This window comes from Marinomonas rhizomae (genome assembly GCF_003315485.1).
GTDB classification, from domain to species: Bacteria; Pseudomonadota; Gammaproteobacteria; order Pseudomonadales; family Marinomonadaceae; genus Marinomonas; species Marinomonas rhizomae.
Genome location: NZ_QNSE01000014.1, coordinates 26173 through 48265 on the forward strand (window position 1 = coordinate 26173; position 22093 = coordinate 48265).

Sequence of the window (22093 nt, forward strand, 5' to 3'; positions counted from 1 at the left end):
TGGAAAACGAAAGCGATGTAGATCGTTGAAAACCCGATGGAAGAGCTTTTCTTTCAGGAGATGGGTTGGATGTGATGAAACTTCTAACTTAAAACGCCAAACAGGAATCCGTTTGGCGTTTTAAGTTATGGCGCTAAAGCTTAACGTTGTTTTGATTCAAACTCGGGGTGAATCCAAACGGGCGCTTCTAAACTAGGCAATGGTGATTTACCAAGAATCATATCGGCGGCTTTTTCCGCTACCATGATAGTCGGCGCATTCAAGTTACCGTTGGTAATGGTTGGGAAGATAGACGAATCCACCACGCGTAGGTTTTCGATTCCGCGGACTTGGCATTGCTCGTTTAGCACAGCCATTGGATCCTTGTCGTCGCCCATCTTACAGGTACAAGATGGGTGATAAGCACTCTCCACGTTTTCTTTTACCCATTGGTCGATTTCTTCATCGCTCTGGATGTTCATGCCAGGCTGGATTTCATCGCCACGATAACAGTCTAGTGCAGACTGCTGCAGTACTTCGCGTGTTAGGCGAATGGTGTCGCGCCAGTCTTGCTTGTCTTGTTCGGTCGAAATGTAGTTGAACAAGATACGCGGTTTCGCTGCTGGATTAGCTGATTCGATCCATAACTTCCCACGGCTTTCTGGCTTATTTGGACCAACGTGTACTTGGAAACCATGGCCTTCAACCGCTGCTTGACCATCATAACGCATGGCAGCAGGCAAGAAGTGGTATTGGATGTTTGGCCATTTAAGACCCGCACGTGAACGAATGAAGCCACAAGACTCAAAGTGGTTAGTCGCGCCAAGTCCGGTTTTAAACAGCATCCAGCGAGTACCGATTAAACCTTTACTGATTAAGCCCAGTTTGCTGTTTAGCGTTACAGGCTGTTTGCAGTAGTACTGGAAGTACACTTCCAAATGATCTTGCAGGTTTTCACCAACGCCTGACAGTTCGTGAACCATAGGAACGCCAGCTTTTTCCAAGACGTCTTTTGGTCCTACACCAGACAGTTGCAATAACTGTGGTGAACCAACGGAGCCAGCGGACAAAATAACTTCTTTATTGGCTGTGGCTTGTTGAGTTTGGCCGTTTTTGCTGAACTCAATGCCTGTGGCTTTTTTGCCATCGAACAATACTTTATGGCTGAGCACTCCGGTTTTTAGCGTTAGGTTAGGGCGTTGCATAGCACGACGTAAATAGGCGTTAGACGTAGAAGCACGTACACCATTTTTTACCGTCATGTGCATAGGGCCAAAACCTTCTTGGCGATAACCATTGTAGTCGTCGGTTTTACCGTAGCCAGCTTCTTCGCCAGCATCAATAAAGGCTTGGTAAAGCGGATTGTAGGTCATGTCGTTGCCGTTGTTGGTCGACAATGGGCCGTCGCCACCACGGTATAAGTCCGCGCCACCCTTCCATGTTTCAGCTTTTTTGAAGTAGGGCAGACAGGTTTGGTAGTTCCAACCTTTGGCGCCGTTTTCTTCCCATTGGTCGAAATCACAAGCGTGACCACGAACATAGACCATGCCGTTAATAGATGACGAACCGCCTAATACTTTGCCGCGAGGACAATGCATTTCTCGACCATCAAGGCCAGGCTCTTTGTCCGTGTGGAACTGCCATGCGTATTTTGTCGTATTCATTGGGTAAGACAAGGCGGTTGGCATTTGGATAAAGACGCTCTTATCTGAGCCGCCCATTTCCAATAACAATACCTTGTTTTCGCCACTTTCTGTTAGTCGATCTGCCAGCACACACCCTGCAGAGCCAGCACCGACGATAATGTAATCGTATGTTTCGTTTGCCATGACTTATCTCGCTTAATTGAGTAAGAGTCTCGCTTAGTAGGGACTTTGAATGTCGTTCAGATCGACAAAAACACTCTTGTTTTGTGTGTAGTGGTACAAGGTCTCGATGCCGTTTTCACGACCAATACCTGATTCCTTATAGCCACCTACTGGCATTTCGGCAGGAGAAGCTCCCCATGCGTTAATCCAGCAGATACCAGCCTGCATTTGGGCAATGACACGGTGAGCACGCGCAAAGTCTTTGGTGAATACACCCGCTGCTAGGCCGAGTTTCGTGTCGTTTGCACGTGCGATTACTTCGTCTTCGTCAGTGAAGCTAAGTACGGACATTACTGGGCCGAAGATTTCATCGCGCACTTGTGGCATGTCGTCGGTGCAATCAGTGAAGACGGTCGGAGCGACAAACGCGCCCTTGTCTAAGCCGTTTTCAGTGACTTGGTAACCACCACATAGCAAGGTTGCGCCAGCGTCTTTGGCTGCTTGAATATAGCCTAAAACTTTTTGCATGTGGTCTTTGGAAATCAACGCGCCGACTTGCGTATCCATATCCATTGGATCACCAATGATCATGGCTTCAGTGCGTTCTTTTAGTTCTTTAGTGAAAGCATCCAGCATGTCTGCGTGAACAAAAACACGAGTACCGTTGGTGCACACTTCGCCTTGTGTATAGAAGTTAGCCAACATCGCCGCTGAGACAGCTTGATCTACTGGCATGTCAGGGAAAATGATCATTGGCGACTTACCGCCAAGCTCCATGGTTACCTGCTTCAACGATTGCGCAGCCGCTGTCATGACTTTTTTGCCAGTGCCAACTTCGCCAGTGAAGGACACCTTGTCTATGCCAGGGTGGTTAGTGATCATTTGACCTGTGCGACCGTCACCTTGAATGACGTTGAAAACACCATCAGGTAAACCTGCTTGCGTGTATATTTCCGCTAGTTTCAGTGCTGTAAGCGGTGTTTCTTCGGAAGGCTTGAAAATCATCGCATTACCTGCAGCCAGCGCAGGGCCAGATTTCCACATGGCGATTTGAATAGGGTAGTTCCACGCACCGATACCAGCGCAAATGCCAAGTGGCTCGCGGCGAGTGTAGAAAAAGTTACCAGTACCAAGATCTTGGTAATCGCCTTGAATCTTATCAGTTAGGCCTGCGTAATATTCGATCACATCAGCGCCAGTTTGAATGTCCACGCAAATGGCTTCTTGCAGTGGTTTGCCTGTATCTAGTACTTCGAGACGAGCAAGTTCCTCGTTATTTTCGCGTAATAGATCAGCGGCTTTTTTAAGAATGCGTCCGCGTTCAACTGGGCTCATTGCTGCCCATACTTTTTGACCTTGTTTTGCAGACTCAATAGCAGCATCTAATTCAGCTTGTCCTGCGTGTTCTACTGTTGCAATCACTTCGCCGGTAGCTGGGTTGATTGTCTCAAAGTGTTCACCGCTGGTGGATGCATGGTAGCGGCCATGAATGTATTGCTGCTGATGTGCCATGATGTGCCTCTTTATGTCTGTTTCAGCGCTCAGTTTCGAGTCGTTGAGGTATTTGAGTTTTTATTAAACGCGCGTTTAATAAAAACAATTGTACAGATTTTGACTATAAATTGCAGCTCGAATCCGTGAATTAGTAGTTTTGGAGCAAAAAAGGGTGGTGTACTAGGAAGAAAGTGACTGATCAAATCTTTGGGAGATTAAGTGTATAAGCCCCCTCAAAGTAAGGTTAGCAGAGGTGAGCGTCTTGGCTTAAAGTCTATAAGTAAGACGCATTTTATGTGAGTAGCGAATCACTTTTATAAGCTGATGACACCATTTGTGTCGTAGCTTATAGGGCTTGGAACATAGGCATCCGCCATCTCATCATTTAACCATTCTGTGTCGTCTAGAACATATCGAAATTGATAAGATTTTTTTATATCCAGGTTTAGAGTTGAGGCAAAAACACCTGACTTCTGTTTTTTCATTGGGTTGGCTTTGCAGTCCCAATTATTAAAATCGCCAACCACAGCGACGCTTTTGGCATCTCCAATGATGTCAGCAGGTAATGTGAATTTTACTTTGCATTCGGGTTTGGTTTTCAAATAGTTTTTTTCAATCATTTCCAGCTCCATGGTTTAGCGATAGACAAATGTGTAAGGCTACGACACAAGCCCGACGGTAGATGAAACGAATTCTTTAAATTAATCTTTGAAAAAGCATTTTAAACAGGCTTTTTAGCAACGAAGCAAAGGTTACGCCATATTTTTCAACTGATTATTTTGTAAGATAAAAGATGTTTTTATTTGCTTGCTATTTAATCTTTTTGGTCCATCTTAGTGTTTTTCATGATGTTAAATGCGCTATTTTTGGGCCTATCACATCAATACAAACTTAAGACGTAAATTCACACTCGTTCACACTCAAAACGGTTTTCATGCCCTATACTCAAATGACACCAACAAAAAAAACGAGGTGTTTTATGGATATTCAAATGATCGTTCTTATTGTATTAAGCATAATGTTAGTCGTTAAGATTGTGTATCTGGTTGTCTTTAAACGCCCGGAACAACATGATGATGACCACTTACATAGCCATCACTCCCACAGTCGCCATTATCGTGAACATCATCACGATTAAAGGTAGTCACTCAAGCTTGAGTGCCATCGTTGTGACCGCGGTAACGTTTGTTTTTCGCTTCTTTTACTGTATTTAGGTCTACTAGGACTAAACCGTCCACACAGTAGCCAAAGTCGGCATCGACTCCAAAGTCTAAGAAGCGAACTCCACCTGCTTCACATAATTCACTGTATTGTTTGAACAGTGTTGGTACGCTGGCGCCGAAGTGGCTGAGCTGCTCTTTTAGTGTTCTAAAGTCTTCGTCATAATTATCACCGCTGAACATGGCTGAAATAATATCAGCGTGTTCGGCGTTGATTTGATAAGGCGTAAAAGAGCGCGCCAAGTGTTCTTTGTCGGCGTAATAGAGCTTGTAAAAAGAAACAATGAAATCTTTTGCTGCTTGTGGGTAGCTGTTGCTCAGACTCACGGGGCCAAACATGTAGCGAATTTCAGGGTGTCTATCTAAGTAAGCGCCAATGCCGTACCACAAATAATCTAAGCTGCGTTTGCCCCAATATTTTGGTTGAATAAAGCTGCGCCCTAGCTCAATACCTTGCTCGAAATAAGGCTCCATATCACAAGAGTATTGGAATAATTCAGCGCTATAGATGCGATTTGGTGTATCTGATTTCATATAGCGTGCAACTTCACCAATACGATAAGCGCCAACAATTTCCAGTTCTTCTTCATCCCATAGAATCAGGTGGCGATAGTATTGGTCGAATTTATCCAAATCTGAACGTTCACCTGTGCCTTCACCGACTTTACGGAAGGCGATTTCGCGTAAGCGCCCGATCTCTTTCATTGTTACTGACATCGGATCATAATCAAACAGGTAAATTTGTTTATTGTCTTTGGTGCTGCCAAGGTGTTCAGCAACCTTGAGCTCTTGTTTGATCATCTGTCTGTTCTGTGGGTGCTCAACCGTTTTTTCGGTTTTTAACAGCGGCTTTTTACCTTTAGCGATACGGTATAAGTGACGTTTTACCAGTTTGTTTTTTTCTTTATCACTTAGTGGCAGTTGAGCCAGTTCTTGAATCGGAATAGCTTGGCCAACTTGCATGGGGATTTTACGGTTGCGTTGACGAAACATCTCGTTAGCGAGCTGAATGGTTGATAGTGGGCGATATAAAAGCGAACTGGTATAAAACAGCATGGAGTTACGACCACCAATATGAACGGGCAATAATGGGCTGTTGGTCTTTTGCGCCAGTTTTAGATAGTTCTGATTCCATTGCTGATCTTTTACGCCGCTTGGCGACATGCGAGACACTTCGCCTGCTGGGAAAATAATCACGGCTTCTTCGTTATGTAGGCAGCTCATGATGGCTTTGAGTTGCTGGCGTCCGGTTTTTCCACCGAGGTTGTCGACAGGAAGAGTCAGCTGTTTTAAACCATCAAAGCCCATTAACAAATCATTCGCGACGATTTTCACGTCTGGGCGAATTTCACCGATTAACCTAAGTAAAGCAAGGCCATCTAATGCGCCAAGAGGGTGATTAGCAATGATCATTACCCGGCCGCTGGCGGGAATGTTTCGACGATCAACTTGGCTTACTTGATAACTAAAGTTGAAGTGATCCAGAACTCGATCAATAAATTCGAAGCCGACACAGCCGTGGTTTTTTTCCAGGAATTGGTTTACTTCACTTTCGTGGAATAAGCGCTTTAGCACGCTTAACGTTGGGCGAGTGATCAGTGGGCTTTTATCAAAAAACTGAGGAGATTTACTGGCAATCATTTGCTCGACTTGTATCACGGTGACGCTCCGCTCTAATAAGCTTTTAGGTATCTTATTAATGAGAGTAGGGCGTTAATATGACAACGTCGTGACGGTTATGTGGCGAATATGTGAATGAGCGCAGAATAAAAAAAAGCCCACCAAAAGGTGGGCTAAATAGCCGCTTACTAGAGAGTCAGACAATAAACAATCCGCGACTGAGCTAGGGTGATCCCGCTACTTTGAAGAGTATTGGGAAACGTTCTGTTGTGTTACTAATTCAAATGGAATCCAAAGGTTGCGTTCGACAGTTTCTCCTTGAGCCATTTTATAGGCTGTTTCAACAGAAACTTGACCTTGTTTTTTAGCATTTTGAAAAACTGTAATATTCAATTCTCCAGATTTCATTGCAGCCAAACCGTCCGATGTTGCGTCAATTCCAGCAATAATAATATCGTTGATGTTTAGATTGGATGCCTTAATAGCTTGGATGGCTCCAATTGCCATTTCATCATTATTGGCAATGACAGTGTTAAACTCGATTCCAGAAGTAATCCAATTTGTCATTAGGTTGTAGGCCTGCGTACGCGACCAGTTTGCAACTTGTTTATCTAGTATTTTAATGCCAGAGCATTCAGGGCGAGACAATACTTCTTCGACATCTTTGGTGCGTGTTAACGCAGAATGGTTTTCGAGAGGCCCGATAATGACAAGAGCATTCCCTTTACCGTTTAAAAGGCGACATACTTCTTCTGTTTGTAATGTGCCTGAATCTAGTTCATTTGAACCAATAAAACTGGCTGTATCAGGCAATTGATCAATATCGATGGGCGGGTGGTTTACATAAACTAAAGGAATACCTGCTTCATCGGTCATTTGTGTGATGGCCATAGTTGAGTCACCATCTACAGCGTTAACGATAATGGCATCGACACCACTTGCAATAAAGCTTTGAACTTGATTTAACTGACGACCAATATCCATATTAGCGTCTTCAAACTGTAGTGATATATCGTCATTTGATTGATCCGCAGACTTCATACCATTAATCAAAATGTTTAAGAAAGGGTTATCAAAGGATGTCATCGTGACACCTATGTTGGCTGCCTGTGCAGGTAATGCGAACGAAGCTGCAATCAAACTGGTACTTAGGGTTAGTGCTTTGAATGTACTCATGATGTTCTTCCTAGTGTTGTTATTTTAGAAGAATGCTGCGCTCACAGTGAGCGCAGCGGACAAAATGTGATTACTTCATTGTTGGCATGGAGAACTCGTTACCAGCGCGTAGACCTGTCGGCCAGCGTGCGGTCACTGTTTTCATGCGAGTGTAAAAACGAACGCCATCTGGACCATGCATATGAAGTGGTCCAAACAATGAGCGCTTCCAGCCACCGAAGCTGTGGAACGCCATCGGTACTGGGATAGGAACGTTAACACCGACCATGCCCACTTGAATCTCTTCACAGAACTGACGAGCGGTATCACCGTCACGTGTAAAGATAGAGGTACCGTTACCGTATTCGTGAGAGTTGATCATTTCCACCGCTTGTGCGTAGCTTTCAGCACGGACCACACACAACACTGGACCAAAGATTTCTTCTTCGTAAATACGCATGCCTTTCTTAACATTGTCGAACAATGTTGGGCCAACAAAGTAGCCGTTCTCATGGCCTTTTACGACGAACTCGCGACCATCACGAACGATGGTCGCACCTTCTTCAATACCGACGCCGATGTAATCTTTGATCTTCGCGCAATGTTCCTTCGAAATGACAGGGCCCATGTGTGCTTCGTCTGCAAGGCCCAGACCAGGACCCACACGCATGCCATCGATTTCTTTGCTTAGGCTTTCGATCAAGTTATCCGCTACGTCATCACCGACACAGACAGCAACAGAAATTGCCATACAGCGCTCGCCTGCAGAACCAAAGGCGGCACCCATCAGTGAGCCCACAACTTGTTGTGGGTCAGCATCTGGCATGACGATCATATGGTTTTTCGCGCCACCTAATGCTTGAACGCGCTTGCCGTGCGCGGAGGCCGTAGAGTAAATGTATTCAGCGATTGGCGTAGAGCCGACAAAGCTCACGGCTTGAACACGTTCGTCTGTCAGTAGAACGTCTACAGATTCTTTATCACCGTTAACGATGTTAAAGACGCCATCAGGTAGGCCTGCTTCTGTTAGCAACTCAGCAAGACGCAAAGGTACAGAAGGGTCTTTTTCAGACGGCTTCATAATGAAGGTGTTACCGCAAGCAATGGCGACAGGGAACATCCACATAGGAACCATCGCAGGGAAGTTAAACGGTGCGATACCCGCACAAACCCCTAATGGTTGCATCAAAGACATACTGTCTACGCCGCGACCTACGTTTAAGCTGTGCTCACCTTTTTGCAGGTGTGGAATGCCACAAGCAAACTCAACGACTTCAAGGCCGCGTGTTAATTCACCCTTAGCATCAGAGAAAACTTTACCGTGTTCTTTGGTGATTAACTCAGCGATTTCGTCAGCATGTTGCTCTAGCAGTGCTTTGTATTTAAACAATACGCGAGCACGGTTAAGAGGTGTCACTTTACGCCATGTTTCGAAGGCTTTCTCCGCAACAGCGATGGCATCACGTGTTTCGTCTGCGCTGGATAAAGACACATTTAGGCTTTGTGCGCCCGTAGCTGGATTATAAACAGGGCCTAGGCGGCCACTTTGGCTAGCCACATGCTGGCCATTGATGAAGTTTCCTAACGTTTCCATTACATTACCTTTTTGTTGGCGTCGCCTTTATTTGTCAAAAGGTGACATTCACGAAATTAGTTGATCAGATCTAAACCCGCATCTTGGCAGAATTGCTTCAAACCATTTGCGCCTTTAGTCGCGTAAGTCAAAGGGTGCGCAACCGAAGGGTCTTGTTCGGCCTCAACGACTAACCAGCCAGAGTAGTTGCTTGCTTTAAGTTGTTTAAATAAACGACCGTAATCGATGAAACCATCACTTGGAACGGTGAATGTACCGTTTAACATCGCCCGTAAAAACGGTAAGTCGCGGTTCAATGCATCGGCTAAAATGTCTTTACGCATATCCTTGCAGTGGACGTGATTAATACGGTCCGCATGGCGTTCTTGTACGGCGTAAGGATCACCGCCTGCAAACGTCATGTGTCCTGTATCCAGCAGCAACCCGACAGATGGCCCGGTATGCTTCATCAAAAGGGCGACGTCTTCCTCTGTTTGAATCACAGTGCCCATATGGTGGTGATATGCAATCTGAACGCCTTCAGACAACGTGAAGTCCGCTACTTGAGTCAGTTTCTTGCCGAACTCTGCGATGCGCTCTTCTGTAAGGCGAGGGCGGTGTGACAGCGGCGTGTCTATTTCACCGTGAATACAGTCGGTCACTTCACAGTACACCATCACTTTAGCGCCTAATGTTTTGAGTAGGTGTAAATGCGGCTTGATGGCTTCGATTTCCTCCTCCACACTGCGAGTAAGAAGCTCACCGCTGAACCAGCCTGACACTAGGTCTAATTCATAATTTTTTAAAATCGGCTCTAATACAGCAGGATCACGTGGGAACTTCTGTCCCAATTCAAAGCCGCTAAAGCCCGCTTGTTTGCCTTCTGTTAAACATGTTTCCAATGTTGTATCCGCGCCAAGAGTAGGCAGGTCGTCGTTGGTCCATGATAAAGGGTTAATACCTATACGAACGCTCATTGTTATTCTCCGCTCAAAAATAGTGGGCATTAAAGGTTTTTAAACTGGCGAGCTTTATGCTCTTCATATACTTTACGAGCGTCACGTACTTGCTCACGCTCTGATACTTCTGGCACAGCAACATCCCACCAGTGTCCACCACTTTCCGTAACAATGGCGGGATCGGTATCAATTTCGATGAGATAACTAATCGGAGACGCTTTTGCTCGTTCAAGTGCCGCTTCAAGCTCTTGAATGTTAGCTACTTTTTCACCCTTGGCACCCAGTGCTTTACCATGTGCGACAAAGTCCGTTTTTGGAGCGCCATCTTCGACTGTTAAGCAGTCTTCGAGCATATTGTTGAACCCCGGGCCGCCACAGAACTGTTGCAAGCGATGGATACAACCGTAGCCGCGGTTGTCTAGTACAACGAAAACGACTTTTAGGCCCAACATGACAGAGGTGGCAATCTCGGAGTTCATCATTAGGTAAGAGCCATCTCCAACCATAACGAATACCTCCGAGTCAGGAGCCGCCATTTTGGTGCCGACACCTCCCGCTATCTCATAACCCATGCAGGAGTAGCCGTACTCCATGTGGTAGCCACGACTGTAACGGGTACGCCACAGTTTCTGTAGTTCGCCTGGCAAACCACCTGCGGCACATACTACGATGTCTTTTTCGCCGGCAGCACGGTTAACCGCTCCCACCACTTCTCCGTCGCTCGGTAAATCCGTACCACGATCTCGTGTGGCTTCATCGACGTCTTTATTCCATGCCAGACGCTCGGTTTCTGCGCGATCAATCCAAGCACCATCGGCTTGATAGTCACTTAATGCTTCGGTCAATAAAGGTAGCGTCAGTTTTGCATCTCCGACCAACGACACAGCCTTGTGTTTGATGGCATCAAAAGACGCCACGTTCAGAGACAGCAACTTGGCCTTAGGGTTGATCAATGAACGTGAACCCGAAGCGAAGTCGCCTAAGCGAGTACCGATGGCAATGATTAAATCGGTCTCTTGGCAAAGACGGTTGGTTGAGCCTGCACCGGTAACACCGATGGTGCCCATGTTTTGTGTGTGGTCCCAAGGAAGGGCGCCTTTCCCTGCTTGAGTTTCACCGACAGGAATCTTCAGCGCTGAGACAAACTGATCCAACTCTTCGATTGCGCCAGAGTAATGCACGCCACCACCCGCTATCACCACGGGGTTTTTTGCCTGTTTAATGGCGTCAATGGCTTGTGCCAATTCAAAGGCATCCGGTCCCTGACGACGTAAACGATGTACTTTTTCTTCAAAGAACGTTTCTGGAAAATCAAACGCCATAGTTTGCACATCTTGTGGCATAGCCAAGGTGACAGGGCCACATTCAACTGGGTCCGTTAGTACACGCATAGCTTGTGGCAAGGATGTCAACAATTGTTCTGGACGCGTAATACGATCAAAGAAACGGCTGACTGGACGGAAACAATCGTTCGATGTCAGTGTATGATCATGGTAATTTTCAACTTGTTGCAGAACGGGGTCTGGCATACGTGTTGCAAAGGTGTCACCTGGTAAAAATAGCACAGGCAGACGGTTAACATGTGCCACAGCCGCTGCTGTCACCATATTGACGGCACCCGGCCCCGCTGAGGCCGTACACGCCATCATTTGCTGACGGTTTTTGGTCTTAGCAAACGCAATCGCAGCGTGGGCCATACCTTGTTCGTTATGGGCACGGTACGTTGGAAGTGTCTCTTTTACATGGTAAAGCGCTTCACCAAGTCCGGCGACGTTGCCGTGACCGAAAATCGCCCAAACTCCGGCAAACATGGGTTTAGTGCCTTCGTCTGTTTCAATCTTTTGCGCCATCATAAATCGGATGACGGCTTGGGCCATGGTCAGTTTTATTGTTGTCATGTGTATTCCCTTTAAGCCTGTTTCTGTTGTGGCTGAGTGCTATGGCGTTCTTTCCAGTAGGATACTAATTCCAAATAGTTAGAGACGATGGCGTCAATGAGTTGCTGATCATTAAAACGATTCCCCAACCATGCGCGGCTAGGCTCGCTAAAAATAGAACGGCCTACCGCAAAACCTTTGACAATATCAAAGCCAGCACTGTTGGCGAAACCTTGTTTTAATTCGTTCATTGGTGCATCCAATCCCAACATGACGACACCACGGCAGTGTTTATCATGATGATGAACAATGTCTGTAATGGCTTGCCAGTTCGTTTTAGATTGAGGTGGCAGTTTCCACCAGTCCGGGCGCACATCTAAGTGATAGAAGCGTTTGATCGAATCAGTGAATAGGCTGTCGTCGAAGTCTTTGCCATGTGGTGGAATAATTTCTAGCAATAGCTCATGACCAGAAATACAACACGCTTTATATAGTTCTATCACTTGGCGCTCTTGAGCGGCACGCATTTCCACTTCATCTTGAGAGTGATAGAAAACAAGGCATTTTACGATGTGCTCTTTCGGCCAGCTTTTTAGGCGTGAACCAATGCTGCGTCCACCTTCTAATTCAATTGGCCGAGAGCTGGGTAGCTCGACTGGGCGACCAATCCAAAGGCCACGACCAGTAACCGCGTTTAGGGCGTCCTGACCATAAGTGTCATCGATTAATACGCCGTATTGACTGTTACCTAGTTCGCGAGCACCAACATCTAATGCATCAACCAATAGGCGCTTGAGCTTTTTAATTCGAGCTGGGGCAGCACCTTCTTCGCGAGCGATATCAAAGAGCTGTTTACGATGGTCAAAAGCAAAAATACATAGATCTTGCCAGTCGTACGGTAATCTTTCGGTAGTGACTCTATGCAAATGATTCAGTTCACGGTCCAAATCAGGGCGTTTAATTTGTGCTGCCCGAGCAATGTAATTATCTAATTCTTCAGCGCTTGGAATTGCAGGAGCACAACCATGGCGAGATACAACCAAAGCGCCACATGCATTGGCATAAGTGCAAGATTGCTCTGCTGATTCGCCGCGAATCCAACCACGTAAAAAGCCACTCATAAAAGCATCGCCGGCGCCAAGTACATTGAGTACATCAACACGAACGCCAACATGCAGCTCAAACGCGTCCATAGAGTCAGGAATAGCTCCTTCAAGAACCGTACAACCCTGAGAGCCAAGCTTCAACACGATAGTGGCGTTGCTTAGTTCGCGGATTTTTCTCAGTGCTGTAATAGTGTCAGTGCTGCCGCCAGCAATATGGACTTCTTCTTCGGTACCAACGATAAGATCAAAGTCAGCCAAAATACTTTGCATGTGCGCCGAAACTTTTTCATTGGAAATAAAACGTGTTTCGCCGTCGCCTGGGTTTGTTAAGCCCCAAAGAACAGGGCGATAATCAATATCCAAGGCGCATTTAGTGCCTGCTTGTTTGGCGTATGCGATGGCTTGTTTACTGGCCTCGTACGTGCTTTCTGTGGAGAAGTGGGTGCCTGTAATAACAAGGGCTTTTGCAGAACCAATAAAGTCTGCGTCAAAGTCGTCTTTACTTACCGCCATATCGGCGCAGTCATTACGATAGAAAATTAATGGAAAAGTATCTTGATCTTTTATGCCGAGTACTACCAAAGCAGTTAAGCGCTCTGGGTCGGTAATAATGTGACTGGTATCTACGCCTGCACGGTCCAACTCTTCTTTTACGAAGCGTCCCATATGTTCATTACCAACACGAGTTAACATGGCGCTTTTTAAACCAAGACGAGCGGTGCCAAATGCCATGTTGCCGGATGAGCCTCCAAGGTATTTTGCAAAACTACTAACGTCTTCTAAGCGGCTTCCTATTTGCTCTGAATACATATCGACTGCTGCGCGACCAAGACAAATAAGATCTAGCGTTTTATCTTTGAGCATGGTTCTTCATCTCCTGTATCAGCCGAAATGACAACAAGGTGAATTAGTACTTTGTCGAAAATGAAGTGGCTGTTTTTTTATTGTTTAATATACCTAAAGCAATGTTAGAACATATATTCTATATTTTCAATACACATGAATAAAATATTCCAAATTCATTTTTTGTTTTAAAAAGCAATAAAAATCAACGTTTTAAAGGTTTTTTTTGAAATGGTTTTTCAGATTGACCTAAAAAAGCGAATTTTTAGGTTTGAAGCGATCGGCCTGTATTCTATTAGGTGTGAATATTAGGGACTCTGATGGGGTGTGTTGATGGTCTTGGGTGATTGGTGGTTGTTAGCAGAATAAATTTATGTGGCAGCTAGATGATATTCATCATGGATGCCGCCCTGATATCGTGAGGGCGGCATCGCTTGGTTTCTTAATAGCCCTGTGACCATCCATTATAAACGGTTGTACCAAGGCCTGATAATGAGTTTATTTTTTTGATTTATTCTTGGTCGCTGTCAATAAAGGGTTTTTATTTCCAGTACTTATCAACATAACGTTGGATTTCATCACGCATGAAGCGAGATGACTGTTCGGCTCTTTCATCCCATGCAAATACGCAGCTGGATAGCACGCCATCAAAGCCAATTTCATGCAAATTTTTAAAGAATATATCCCAATTTATTTCGCCTTCGCCCATATCCAGGTGCTGGTGTACGCGGGCATTGGAGCCTGGCGGGTTGACGATATAGCGTAGCTGTGAAGAGCCTTTGTGGTTGTAGGTATCGGCCACTCGCGCATGCTGTAAAATACCTTTGGTAGCGTGAATAGTTTCGGCTAAATCTTCCCCATAATAAAAAGAATGGGGTGCGATATAGGAACACTGAACTGCTGGCGAATTGATGGTTTTGATAATCTCGACTGCTGGCGCCATTTCCTCAACCCAATCTTCCGGGTGTGGCTCCACACATAGGGTCAGCCCTTCTTTTTCTAGCAAAGGGACAAGTACGTCCATTGAGCGCCAGAACGCATTTTCACAGGCTTCTGGCGTGTGAATGCCTTGGCGGTCCGCATTGGAGCGTTCAGGCGAACCTCCGCGGCCAAATTCGGAGATTAATAATGGATTGTCCAGTTCAACGGCGATTTCAATTGTTCGCTTCCAATTGTCCATGGCCATTTTCCATTCGTCTTCGTATGGGCTAGACCAACGATACATAGGTTGGATAGTAGACAAAGAAACGTCGTGATCTTTCATGGCCTTTTTAAAGCTTTGTAAACGCTCAGGATAAACGCGAGGGCGTGTCCACCACTGTAAAAAGTCAGCGCGAGGTGACAGCTCAATGTGATCGTACCCCATTTCCTTGGTTGCTCTACATAGCTCTTCCAAAGAAAGGTGGCGGTGCATATAAGGATCGAGTGCAATTTTCATAGTAATAAAGCCCTTTTATTTATTTTAATAGAATGAATTTGGTCAGTTACTAGTGTTTGACTAACAAAATCAATATTGTCTTGAGTTGCTCGTTTTGGATTTTTAAATGCCATATGTTTCTGAAAAAGGCTCATGTTTTCCAACTTTATGATGGAATATGTCATGGGCTAGGTAGAATCTATCTTTTTGATCAGCGGCATCAATCGCTTCTAGAGCGACGCGTTTTGAGCGTATAGACATATTGCTTACCTTTAAAGAGTGTCTTGTATTTCTTGCTTAAAGTACGAATTAAGTAATACAAGGGTGCGATTTTAGAATTATTTTTACCTTGGCATAGTACCGCCTGTAAAAAAAAATCGTCAATCAAGAATGTTGTGATTTATTCATAAACTATCAAATAACATCATTTGGTGAGAATGATGAATCTCTATAAAATTGTAACTTTAGGCTTGACAAAATTAGTCATATCAAGCAAATTGGAATATATATTCCAAGGATGCTTATTTGTGGAATATATATATTCTAATTAGTAGCGTCTCCGCGATGTGCTTAGAAGAAAGAAATCTTTATGTATTGAATTGCTTATTTGCCTTATTGGAAAAATAAAACAAATAAAGCGTATAAATGCTTATCTTCTAGGGTGATCGCAAAATAAAAAAATATTTTGAAATAATAGTTAGAAGTTAAAAGACTAGAAATCCATTAAATTAAAATAAAAATTGGAGGGATTGCGTTATGAGTAGCGCAGCAGTTGAGGAAGCAGTGCCTGTTAATGGCGCAATTCCCCGAGAGCAATCATTCGAATACGTTTTAGAAGTTGTTAATGTACGCAAAGAGTTTCCTGGTGTGCTGGCATTGGATGATGTGATGTTAAAGGTTCGTCCAGGAAGTGTGCATGCTCTTATGGGAGAAAATGGGGCTGGCAAATCAACCTTAATGAAAGTTATTGCTGGCATTTATCAGCCTGATCGCGGTGAAATCAAGTTGCGCGGCGAAAAAATCACCTTAGAAACTCCTCTGAAAGCCCAAGAATCCGGTATCGCCATGATTCATCAAGAGCTGTTGCTGATGAATCAAATGACAGTGGCTGAAAATATTTGGATTCGACGCGAGCCAACGAACTCCTTTGGTTTCATTGATCACTCTGAAATGCACAAAATGACAGAGGAGCTTTTTGAACGCCTTAATATTCAGCTTGATCCTGAAGCAGAGATCAGCACGCTATCGGTCGCTAATCGTCAGATGGTGGAAATAGCTAAAGCCGTGTCTTTTAACTCAGATGTATTGATTATGGATGAGCCAACTTCGGCGATTACTGAAACGGAAGTGGCTCACCTTTTTGAAATTATTCGTAGTCTGCGTGAACAAGGTATTGGTATTGTTTATATCACACACAAAATGAACGAACTGTTTGAAATTGCTGATGAGTTTTCGGTTTTCCGTGATGGAAAATACATTGGAACGCATGCATCTAGTAACGTAACTCGCGATGACATTATCCAGATGATGGTAGGCCGCAGTGTTGATCAGATGTTTCCAAAAGAAGAAGTGGAATTAGGTGATGTCTTATTATCTGTAAAAAACCTGACGTTAGATGGGGTTTTTCACGATGTTTCTTTTGATGTTAGAGCTGGTGAAATTCTAGGCTTTGCTGGCCTTGTTGGCTCGGGACGTTCAAATGTCGCTGAAGCTATTTTCGGTGTGACGCCAGCAGACTCAGGCACTGTTTGGATTAGTGGAGAAGAAGTTAACATTAAAAATCCAAACGATGCCATTAGACAAGGCATGGCTTTTTTAACTGAAGACCGCAAAGAAACGGGCTGTTTTCTTTCTTTAGATATCCAAGAAAATATTCAATCAGCGGTTTTGCATGAAAATTTTGTTAATAACGGTGGTTTTGTTGATCAAACTAAGTTAAACGAAGAATCCGAAGAGTTGTGCCGCAAATTGCGCGTCAAAACTCCGAATATGGAAGAGTCTATTGAGAATCTTTCAGGTGGTAATCAGCAAAAAGTATTAATAGGTCGTTGGTTACTTACCCACCCGCGCATTTTGATTTTGGATGAGCCTACTCGAGGGATTGATGTTGGGGCTAAGTCTGAAATCCACACATTAGTTACACAGCTCGCTCATAAAGGGGTTGCTGTCATTATGATTTCTTCTGAGTTACCTGAAGTACTGGGCATGAGTGATAGGGTGCTTGTGATGCACGAAGGTCATGTTACTGGCATTTTGGACCGTTCTGAAGCTGACCAAGTATCTGTAATGAATTTGGCCGCACAATAGTATAAAAAATTAGAAAAATAAGAGGTTTTTTTATGACTACGTTAAATGACACCATGAAAACGGCTAAAGATAGCCAAGGGGCCAAGAAGACAAAAAGAATTCCTCCTGAGGTGAGTATTCTTCTTGTGTTAGTGGGTATTTCTATCATGTTTGAAATACTTGGCTGGATCTTTATTGGTCAAAGCTTTTTAATGAACATGAGTCGTCTACAGATTATTGTTTTGCAAGTTTCAGTAATTGGGATCATTGCCATCGGGGTGACTATGGTGATCATCACCGGAGGAATCGATTTATCCTCTGGGTCTGTGGTGGCGATGTCTGCCATGATTGCTGCGACATTTGCGCAATCTAGTAATTGGCCTAAAGTGATTTCGCCTGCGTTAACGGATTTACCCTTCGTGGTGCCTTTAATTGTCGGCCTCATTGTCGGTGCATTGGCTGGTTTTGTGAACGGTTGGTTGATCACGAAGACGAAAATCCCACCATTCATTGCAACATTAGGCATGATGGTTTCGGCGCGTGGTGTTGCTCGTTGGTATACAGATGGCAGCCCTGTATCTGGCTTCACAAAAGAATTCGCGATGCTCGGTAATGCCTTAGATCGTTGGATGCCAGTAGTTATCTTTATTGTTGTCGCAATTATCTTCCATATTGTTATGCGCTACACACGATTTGGTAAGTTTACCTATGCAATTGGTGCAAACCCTCAGGCTGCACGCGTTTCCGGTATCAATATTGACCGTCATTTAATCAAAGTCTATACGATAGCTGGGTTGCTTGTTGGTTTGGCGGCAATGGTTGCAATTGCTCGTATTAAAACCGCTCAAGCTGGTATGGGCTTAATGTATGAGTTGGATGCGATTGCTGCAGCCGTTATCGGTGGGGTTTCTCTCTCTGGTGGCCGAGGGCGTATTGCAGGAACCGTAGTCGGAGCCTTAATCTTAGGTGTAATGTTGTCTGGTTTTACTTTTTTACGGATCGACGCTTATTACCAAGACATTATTAAAGGGGCTATTATCGTTGTTGCAGTGGTTATTGACCAACAACGTCAGAACAAGCGTAAGAAGACAACATAGCGTTATTTACTGTCTCTGTCGGGGATCTAAATTCCCTATTGCAGCTCTTTGTTGTACATCGAGCTGCTTTTTTATGTGTGGATTTTAAGGTCTGAGTAGGAGTTGAACAAGGTTAAATGTATTCTTTAGGCTTATTGAAAGGATTGGCTTTGTGCGGATAGAGTCTAGGACAGAGGGTAGTTAAACAGATAAAATAAGGTTATAACCTATAAAAATTGTTCTAAAAGTTTATAGGTTTTCCGCTACATGTAGCTCGACTGAGAGTTGGACTGGAGCAAGAGGTCGGTACTTCTTATGACTAAAAGATTCTGCGAATAGGTCTGACAGTTGATGCGCTAGTTTTTGTACTGGGGTCGCAATAATCATATCTATGGTGCCATCACTTAATGCTAGGCGGGTGCAAGATGTTAATTCATTGCAAATAAGTGTTATCTGTCGGCTTTTTCCTGCTTCTTTTAAGGCTCTTATAATACCTCTTACGCCGCCTCCAGCACTGTAAATGGCGGTTAAATCGTTCTGGTGCTTGGTAAGTAGCGTTTTGGTTGCTTGATAAGCGAGCGTGTCATCATCTAGGTTGGTGAGAGGGGTAAGTAAATCGAAGTTATGCTTAATTTCTCTAAAATAGGAAATGAAGCTAATCTCAGCAATATCTTGGTTTAAATAGCGGTGGCTGCCAAGCAAAATACCGACCTTACCGGTTGTTTTAGCCAGTTTAGAAATAGCCCAAGCGGCAGTGCGTCCGGCCTTTCTATTGTCCACACCAATGTGTCCGGTACAGGTGTTTGTAGAAAGAGGAGATAAAATAGTAAAGACAGGTGTGTGTTTTTCAACCAATTGTTCTATATGTCGATTAAGGGTGTGATCATCCAAGGCGACGATTGCAATACCATCAGTGTGTTTGCTTTCTTTGATTATTTGTTCGGTGACATACTCTGGTGTGACTTCATCCATAAAGATCACTCGTGTTTCAAATTGGAATTGGGTTTCCTGTGCGCAGGCTTTGCGAATAGCAGCACCTAATCTTTCATAGAATTCATCGTTGCTACGTTGTAGTAAAATAGACAAACGCTTAACCGGTTTAGATTCTCGTACGCGTCTTTTCAGTAAGCCTGACGCGTGGTAGCCAATATCTTCGGCCGCTATTAGAACGCGCTGAGAGGTTGATTCTCGTACTTTGGAGCGCTTATTTAATACCCGATCAACGGTGGCGATGCTAACGCCTGCTGCATTAGCTAAATCGTGAATAGTTGGTCTTTTAGACATAGAAAATAACCTGATAATATGCCGTACATTATTGTTATTTGAATAGATATTTTAGCGCGCAGCATAATGCCTTATGCATCTTGATTTTCATCGAATTGATAAAAAAAATTCCATAAACAATAGAAAGTAATGCCTGCTGCAATGATCCCCCAGAAAGGTTCTCCTGATAGCCACTCGACTAATGTCCAGCCAAAACAAAACACAGTAGCTGTAACACGACGCCATTTAGGGCGGAAAAATTTAAGATCTGCTTCGTTCAATGTCAATATCCTATTTTGTAGTTTTTATTGAATAAGTGTCTTTGTCTAGATGTTTTGAGACTAGACATGTTAGTAACTACTAAGTTAGAATTTTTATTCTAACATTGCAATAATTACTTCTCTCTCAATAGGCTCACTATTTTTCTATGTGGCTATGACTACCTTAGTTGGGAGAGTATTGAGTACAGAGAGTATTTCATGTCAGATGTCCTTGCTCCAGAATCTTTAACAGATTTGAAAGAAATTATTAAACAGCATTATTCAACATTAAGTAAACGACTACGCCAAGTAGCTGAGTTTGTATTAGATGCGCCAAGCGAAGTTGCCTTTGGTACCGTTGCAACTTTATCTAAAGACGCTGGAGTACATCCTTCGACATGGGTTCGGTTTGCGAATGCTTTCGGTTTTAGTGGTTTTAGTGAAATGCAGAAGTTATTCCAGCAGAATTTAATGGAGGAAGCGCCTAGTTATCAAGATCGTATCCGTTTGGCGCGAGAGGCGTTTGGGGAAGAAAGTAATCAGCAGTCACCGTCTCAATTATTAACTCGTTTTTCCCATGCGAATGCGATAGCGCTTGGTCATTTGGGGGAAACAACAGCAGCAGACGATTTAAATAAGGCAATACAAATATTGTCTCAAGCACATGCTGCGCATATTGTTGGGGTGAGGCGTGCGTTTGTTGTCGCTAGCTATTTTGCCTATGCTTTGCGTCATATTGATCAAAAAGCATATTTAGTCGATGGCGTAGGTGGTATGTATAAGGAACAGGCTAGCGCTTTAGGCAAGAATGATGTGCTTATTGCGGTGAGTTTTCACCCTTATGCTGAGGAAACGCAAAGTGTTGCTAAAGCGGCGGCAGAAAAAAATGTGCCGCTTATTGTTATTACAGACAATCAAATTAGTCCATTGGCTTCTATTGCGTCGGTGTGTTTTGTTGTCAAAGAAGCTGAGATAGATTCATTTCGTTCTTTGTCCTCTTCGCTATGTTTAGCGCAGGCATTGTCGATTGGCTTGGCTTATGAACTAGAGAGGAAGAACGCATAGACTGGCTTCAGGCTTGATAAAGGAAGCCAAGTCTGCGTTATTCTTTCACTAATGAGTATAGTCTTAGCGGAATAAAACGAAGGCCTATTGTGCTTTCGTTTTGCTATTTCCTAGAGAAATATGACGTGATCCTGTTAGCTGAGATTGTCCACTAACTCCTGAATCGATTTTATCTATGTGTCCACCGCGAGCTAGAAACTCTTGCATTTGCTTTTCAATGGATTCAGACGTCTCCGAAGCTGCTGGCTGTTTCTTCTTAGTTGCCATGATAAATAGTCCTTGTTTTTAGTTTGAACAAGGACTATACCAGATTTTCACAAAATTTGCTTGTTATTGGCTAACGTCTGCAATCGTGTGCCTATCGTTGGCTCTGTTGATAGGCACAGTCTGTTTACATTAGCTTGAATGTGGATGGTATCGGCGAATAAGAGGGTTCAGTAGTCGCGTTAGCCAACCAGTAAACTCAATCGGTGCGTCTAGCACGGTCAAACAAATGCATTCTGCATCCTTAGTGACTATTGGTTTGTGTTTGTGGCTAGCGTCACGATTAATAAAGTCGCCCTGACGATAAACACCGCTTTCGTCTGAAAAAGCGCCTTCCAATACAAGTGTAATTTCATCGCCCGTATGCGTGTGAGTTGGCATGTGGGCGCCAGCTTTGACTCTGGTCAGCGCAATTTGAGCACCGCCTTCTTCATTGTAAAGTGTGGCAATCTTAAACGAGGGTGATAAGCGCATCCAATTCAGATCATCATAACTTTTTTTAATAAATTGCCGCAGGCTATTAGGAATGACGTAGTTATCCCAATCAATTTCTACAGGCTCTTCTTCAACACTTAGACTTTCATTTTTTTGTTCGACTTGGGCGTTTAGTTTCTCGAAAAAACTGTCTTTTAAATTGCTCAACTGACGACTATCAGTGTGAGTCCTATCAAAAAGGTGCGCCCCCAGCATTTCCAGCTTACGAATTTGCTGTTGGCATTCTTGGCAACGCTCTAGATGCGTGGATACGCATAAAGAGTGTGCTAATGGTAATGAACCGGCAGCGTAGTCGGTCAGTATTTCAATCGATGGATGGTAGTTAATCATCGA

General features: G+C 44.1%; 19 protein-coding genes. 4 read left to right on the forward strand and 15 right to left on the reverse strand.

Translation table 11 applies throughout. From position 1 onward, the window contains the following. Positions 1–140: 140 nt before the first annotated feature. The 3 genes from betA to DFP80_RS17155 form a co-directional block, all read right to left on the reverse strand. The gene (gene betA / locus DFP80_RS17145; RefSeq protein ID WP_113918040.1) at positions 141–1808 is read right to left on the reverse strand and encodes a choline dehydrogenase; all 1668 of its coding nucleotides are present in this window, start codon (positions 1806–1808) and stop codon (positions 141–143) included. Positions 1809–1841: 33 nt separating this feature from the next. Then, positions 1842–3299, reverse strand: a complete 1458-nt coding sequence (betB, locus tag DFP80_RS17150; protein WP_113918041.1) for a betaine-aldehyde dehydrogenase — start codon at positions 3297–3299, stop codon at positions 1842–1844. Positions 3300–3595: 296 nt separating this feature from the next. Further along, positions 3596–3901, reverse strand: coding sequence for an isoamylase early set domain-containing protein (locus DFP80_RS17155; RefSeq protein ID WP_113918042.1), 306 nt, complete (start codon positions 3899–3901; stop codon positions 3596–3598). 371 nt (positions 3902–4272) lie between these two features. On the opposite strand from DFP80_RS17155, the gene DFP80_RS20715 reads away from it, so the two are divergent. Next, positions 4273–4419, forward strand: a complete 147-nt coding sequence (locus DFP80_RS20715) for a hypothetical protein (RefSeq protein WP_158601373.1) — start codon at positions 4273–4275, stop codon at positions 4417–4419. Positions 4420–4429: 10 nt separating this feature from the next. On the opposite strand, the gene olsF is transcribed toward DFP80_RS20715, so the two are convergent. The 8 genes from olsF to DFP80_RS20720 all read right to left on the reverse strand — a co-directional run bounded on the left by olsF (position 4430) and on the right by DFP80_RS20720 (position 15312). Further along, entirely contained in the window at positions 4430–6160 is a 1731-nt protein-coding gene (gene olsF, locus DFP80_RS17160) for a bifunctional ornithine lipid synthase OlsF (RefSeq protein ID WP_175020631.1), read from the reverse strand. A gap of 198 nt (positions 6161–6358) precedes the next feature. Continuing rightward, positions 6359–7297, reverse strand: coding sequence for a sugar ABC transporter substrate-binding protein (locus DFP80_RS17165; protein ID WP_113918043.1), 939 nt, complete (start codon positions 7295–7297; stop codon positions 6359–6361). A gap of 70 nt (positions 7298–7367) precedes the next feature. Next, positions 7368–8870: a CoA-acylating methylmalonate-semialdehyde dehydrogenase gene (locus tag DFP80_RS17170; RefSeq protein ID WP_113918044.1), complete on the reverse strand. Its 1503-nt coding sequence runs from the start codon at positions 8868–8870 to the stop codon at positions 7368–7370. A 56-nt stretch (positions 8871–8926) separates the two neighbouring features. Next, positions 8927–9826 carry a myo-inosose-2 dehydratase gene (gene iolE, locus DFP80_RS17175; protein WP_113918045.1) on the reverse strand — a complete coding sequence of 300 codons (900 nt, stop codon included), beginning with the start codon at positions 9824–9826 and terminating at the stop codon, positions 8927–8929. Positions 9827–9855: 29 nt separating this feature from the next. Then, positions 9856–11706 (reverse strand): 3D-(3,5/4)-trihydroxycyclohexane-1,2-dione acylhydrolase (decyclizing), encoded by a 1851-nt coding sequence (gene iolD, locus DFP80_RS17180; protein ID WP_113918046.1) that lies wholly within the window; start codon positions 11704–11706, stop codon positions 9856–9858. An 11-nt stretch (positions 11707–11717) separates the two neighbouring features. Continuing rightward, positions 11718–13655 (reverse strand): bifunctional 5-dehydro-2-deoxygluconokinase/5-dehydro-2-deoxyphosphogluconate aldolase, encoded by a 1938-nt coding sequence (locus DFP80_RS17185; protein WP_113918047.1) that lies wholly within the window; start codon positions 13653–13655, stop codon positions 11718–11720. A 520-nt stretch (positions 13656–14175) separates the two neighbouring features. Further along, positions 14176–15072 carry a sugar phosphate isomerase/epimerase family protein gene (locus DFP80_RS17190; RefSeq protein WP_113918048.1) on the reverse strand — a complete coding sequence of 299 codons (897 nt, stop codon included), beginning with the start codon at positions 15070–15072 and terminating at the stop codon, positions 14176–14178. A 102-nt stretch (positions 15073–15174) separates the two neighbouring features. Then, complete coding sequence (locus DFP80_RS20720; protein WP_158601374.1) at positions 15175–15312, reverse strand: hypothetical protein; 138 nt, start codon at positions 15310–15312, stop codon at positions 15175–15177. A 495-nt stretch (positions 15313–15807) separates the two neighbouring features. On the opposite strand from DFP80_RS20720, the gene DFP80_RS17195 reads away from it, so the two are divergent. Together DFP80_RS17195 and DFP80_RS17200 are read left to right on the forward strand one after the other, a co-directional pair. Next, entirely contained in the window at positions 15808–17358 is a 1551-nt protein-coding gene (locus DFP80_RS17195) for a sugar ABC transporter ATP-binding protein (protein WP_113918049.1), read from the forward strand. A 32-nt stretch (positions 17359–17390) separates the two neighbouring features. Next, a complete protein-coding gene (locus DFP80_RS17200; RefSeq protein WP_175020632.1) occupies positions 17391–18434 on the forward strand; it encodes an ABC transporter permease in 1044 nt (347 codons plus the stop codon). Positions 18435–18662: 228 nt separating this feature from the next. On the opposite strand, the gene DFP80_RS17205 is transcribed toward DFP80_RS17200, so the two are convergent. Together DFP80_RS17205 and DFP80_RS17210 are read right to left on the reverse strand one after the other, a co-directional pair. Next, on the reverse strand, positions 18663–19697 hold the full coding sequence (locus DFP80_RS17205) for a LacI family DNA-binding transcriptional regulator (protein ID WP_113918050.1): 1035 nt from the start codon (positions 19695–19697) through the stop codon (positions 18663–18665). 71 nt (positions 19698–19768) lie between these two features. Then, positions 19769–19957: a hypothetical protein gene (locus tag DFP80_RS17210; RefSeq protein ID WP_113918051.1), complete on the reverse strand. Its 189-nt coding sequence runs from the start codon at positions 19955–19957 to the stop codon at positions 19769–19771. 198 nt (positions 19958–20155) lie between these two features. Here DFP80_RS17210 and DFP80_RS17215 point away from each other — a divergent pair, with 198 nt between their 5' ends. Next, positions 20156–21001: a MurR/RpiR family transcriptional regulator gene (locus DFP80_RS17215; protein ID WP_113918052.1), complete on the forward strand. Its 846-nt coding sequence runs from the start codon at positions 20156–20158 to the stop codon at positions 20999–21001. Between the two features lie 84 nt (positions 21002–21085). On the opposite strand, the gene DFP80_RS17220 is transcribed toward DFP80_RS17215, so the two are convergent. Together DFP80_RS17220 and DFP80_RS17225 are read right to left on the reverse strand one after the other, a co-directional pair. Continuing rightward, positions 21086–21268 (reverse strand): PFL_1563 family small protein, encoded by a 183-nt coding sequence (locus tag DFP80_RS17220; RefSeq protein WP_048814147.1) that lies wholly within the window; start codon positions 21266–21268, stop codon positions 21086–21088. Positions 21269–21397: 129 nt separating this feature from the next. Next, positions 21398–22090, reverse strand: a complete 693-nt coding sequence (locus DFP80_RS17225) for a ChrR family anti-sigma-E factor (RefSeq protein WP_113918053.1) — start codon at positions 22088–22090, stop codon at positions 21398–21400. Positions 22091–22093 lie beyond the last annotated feature (3 nt).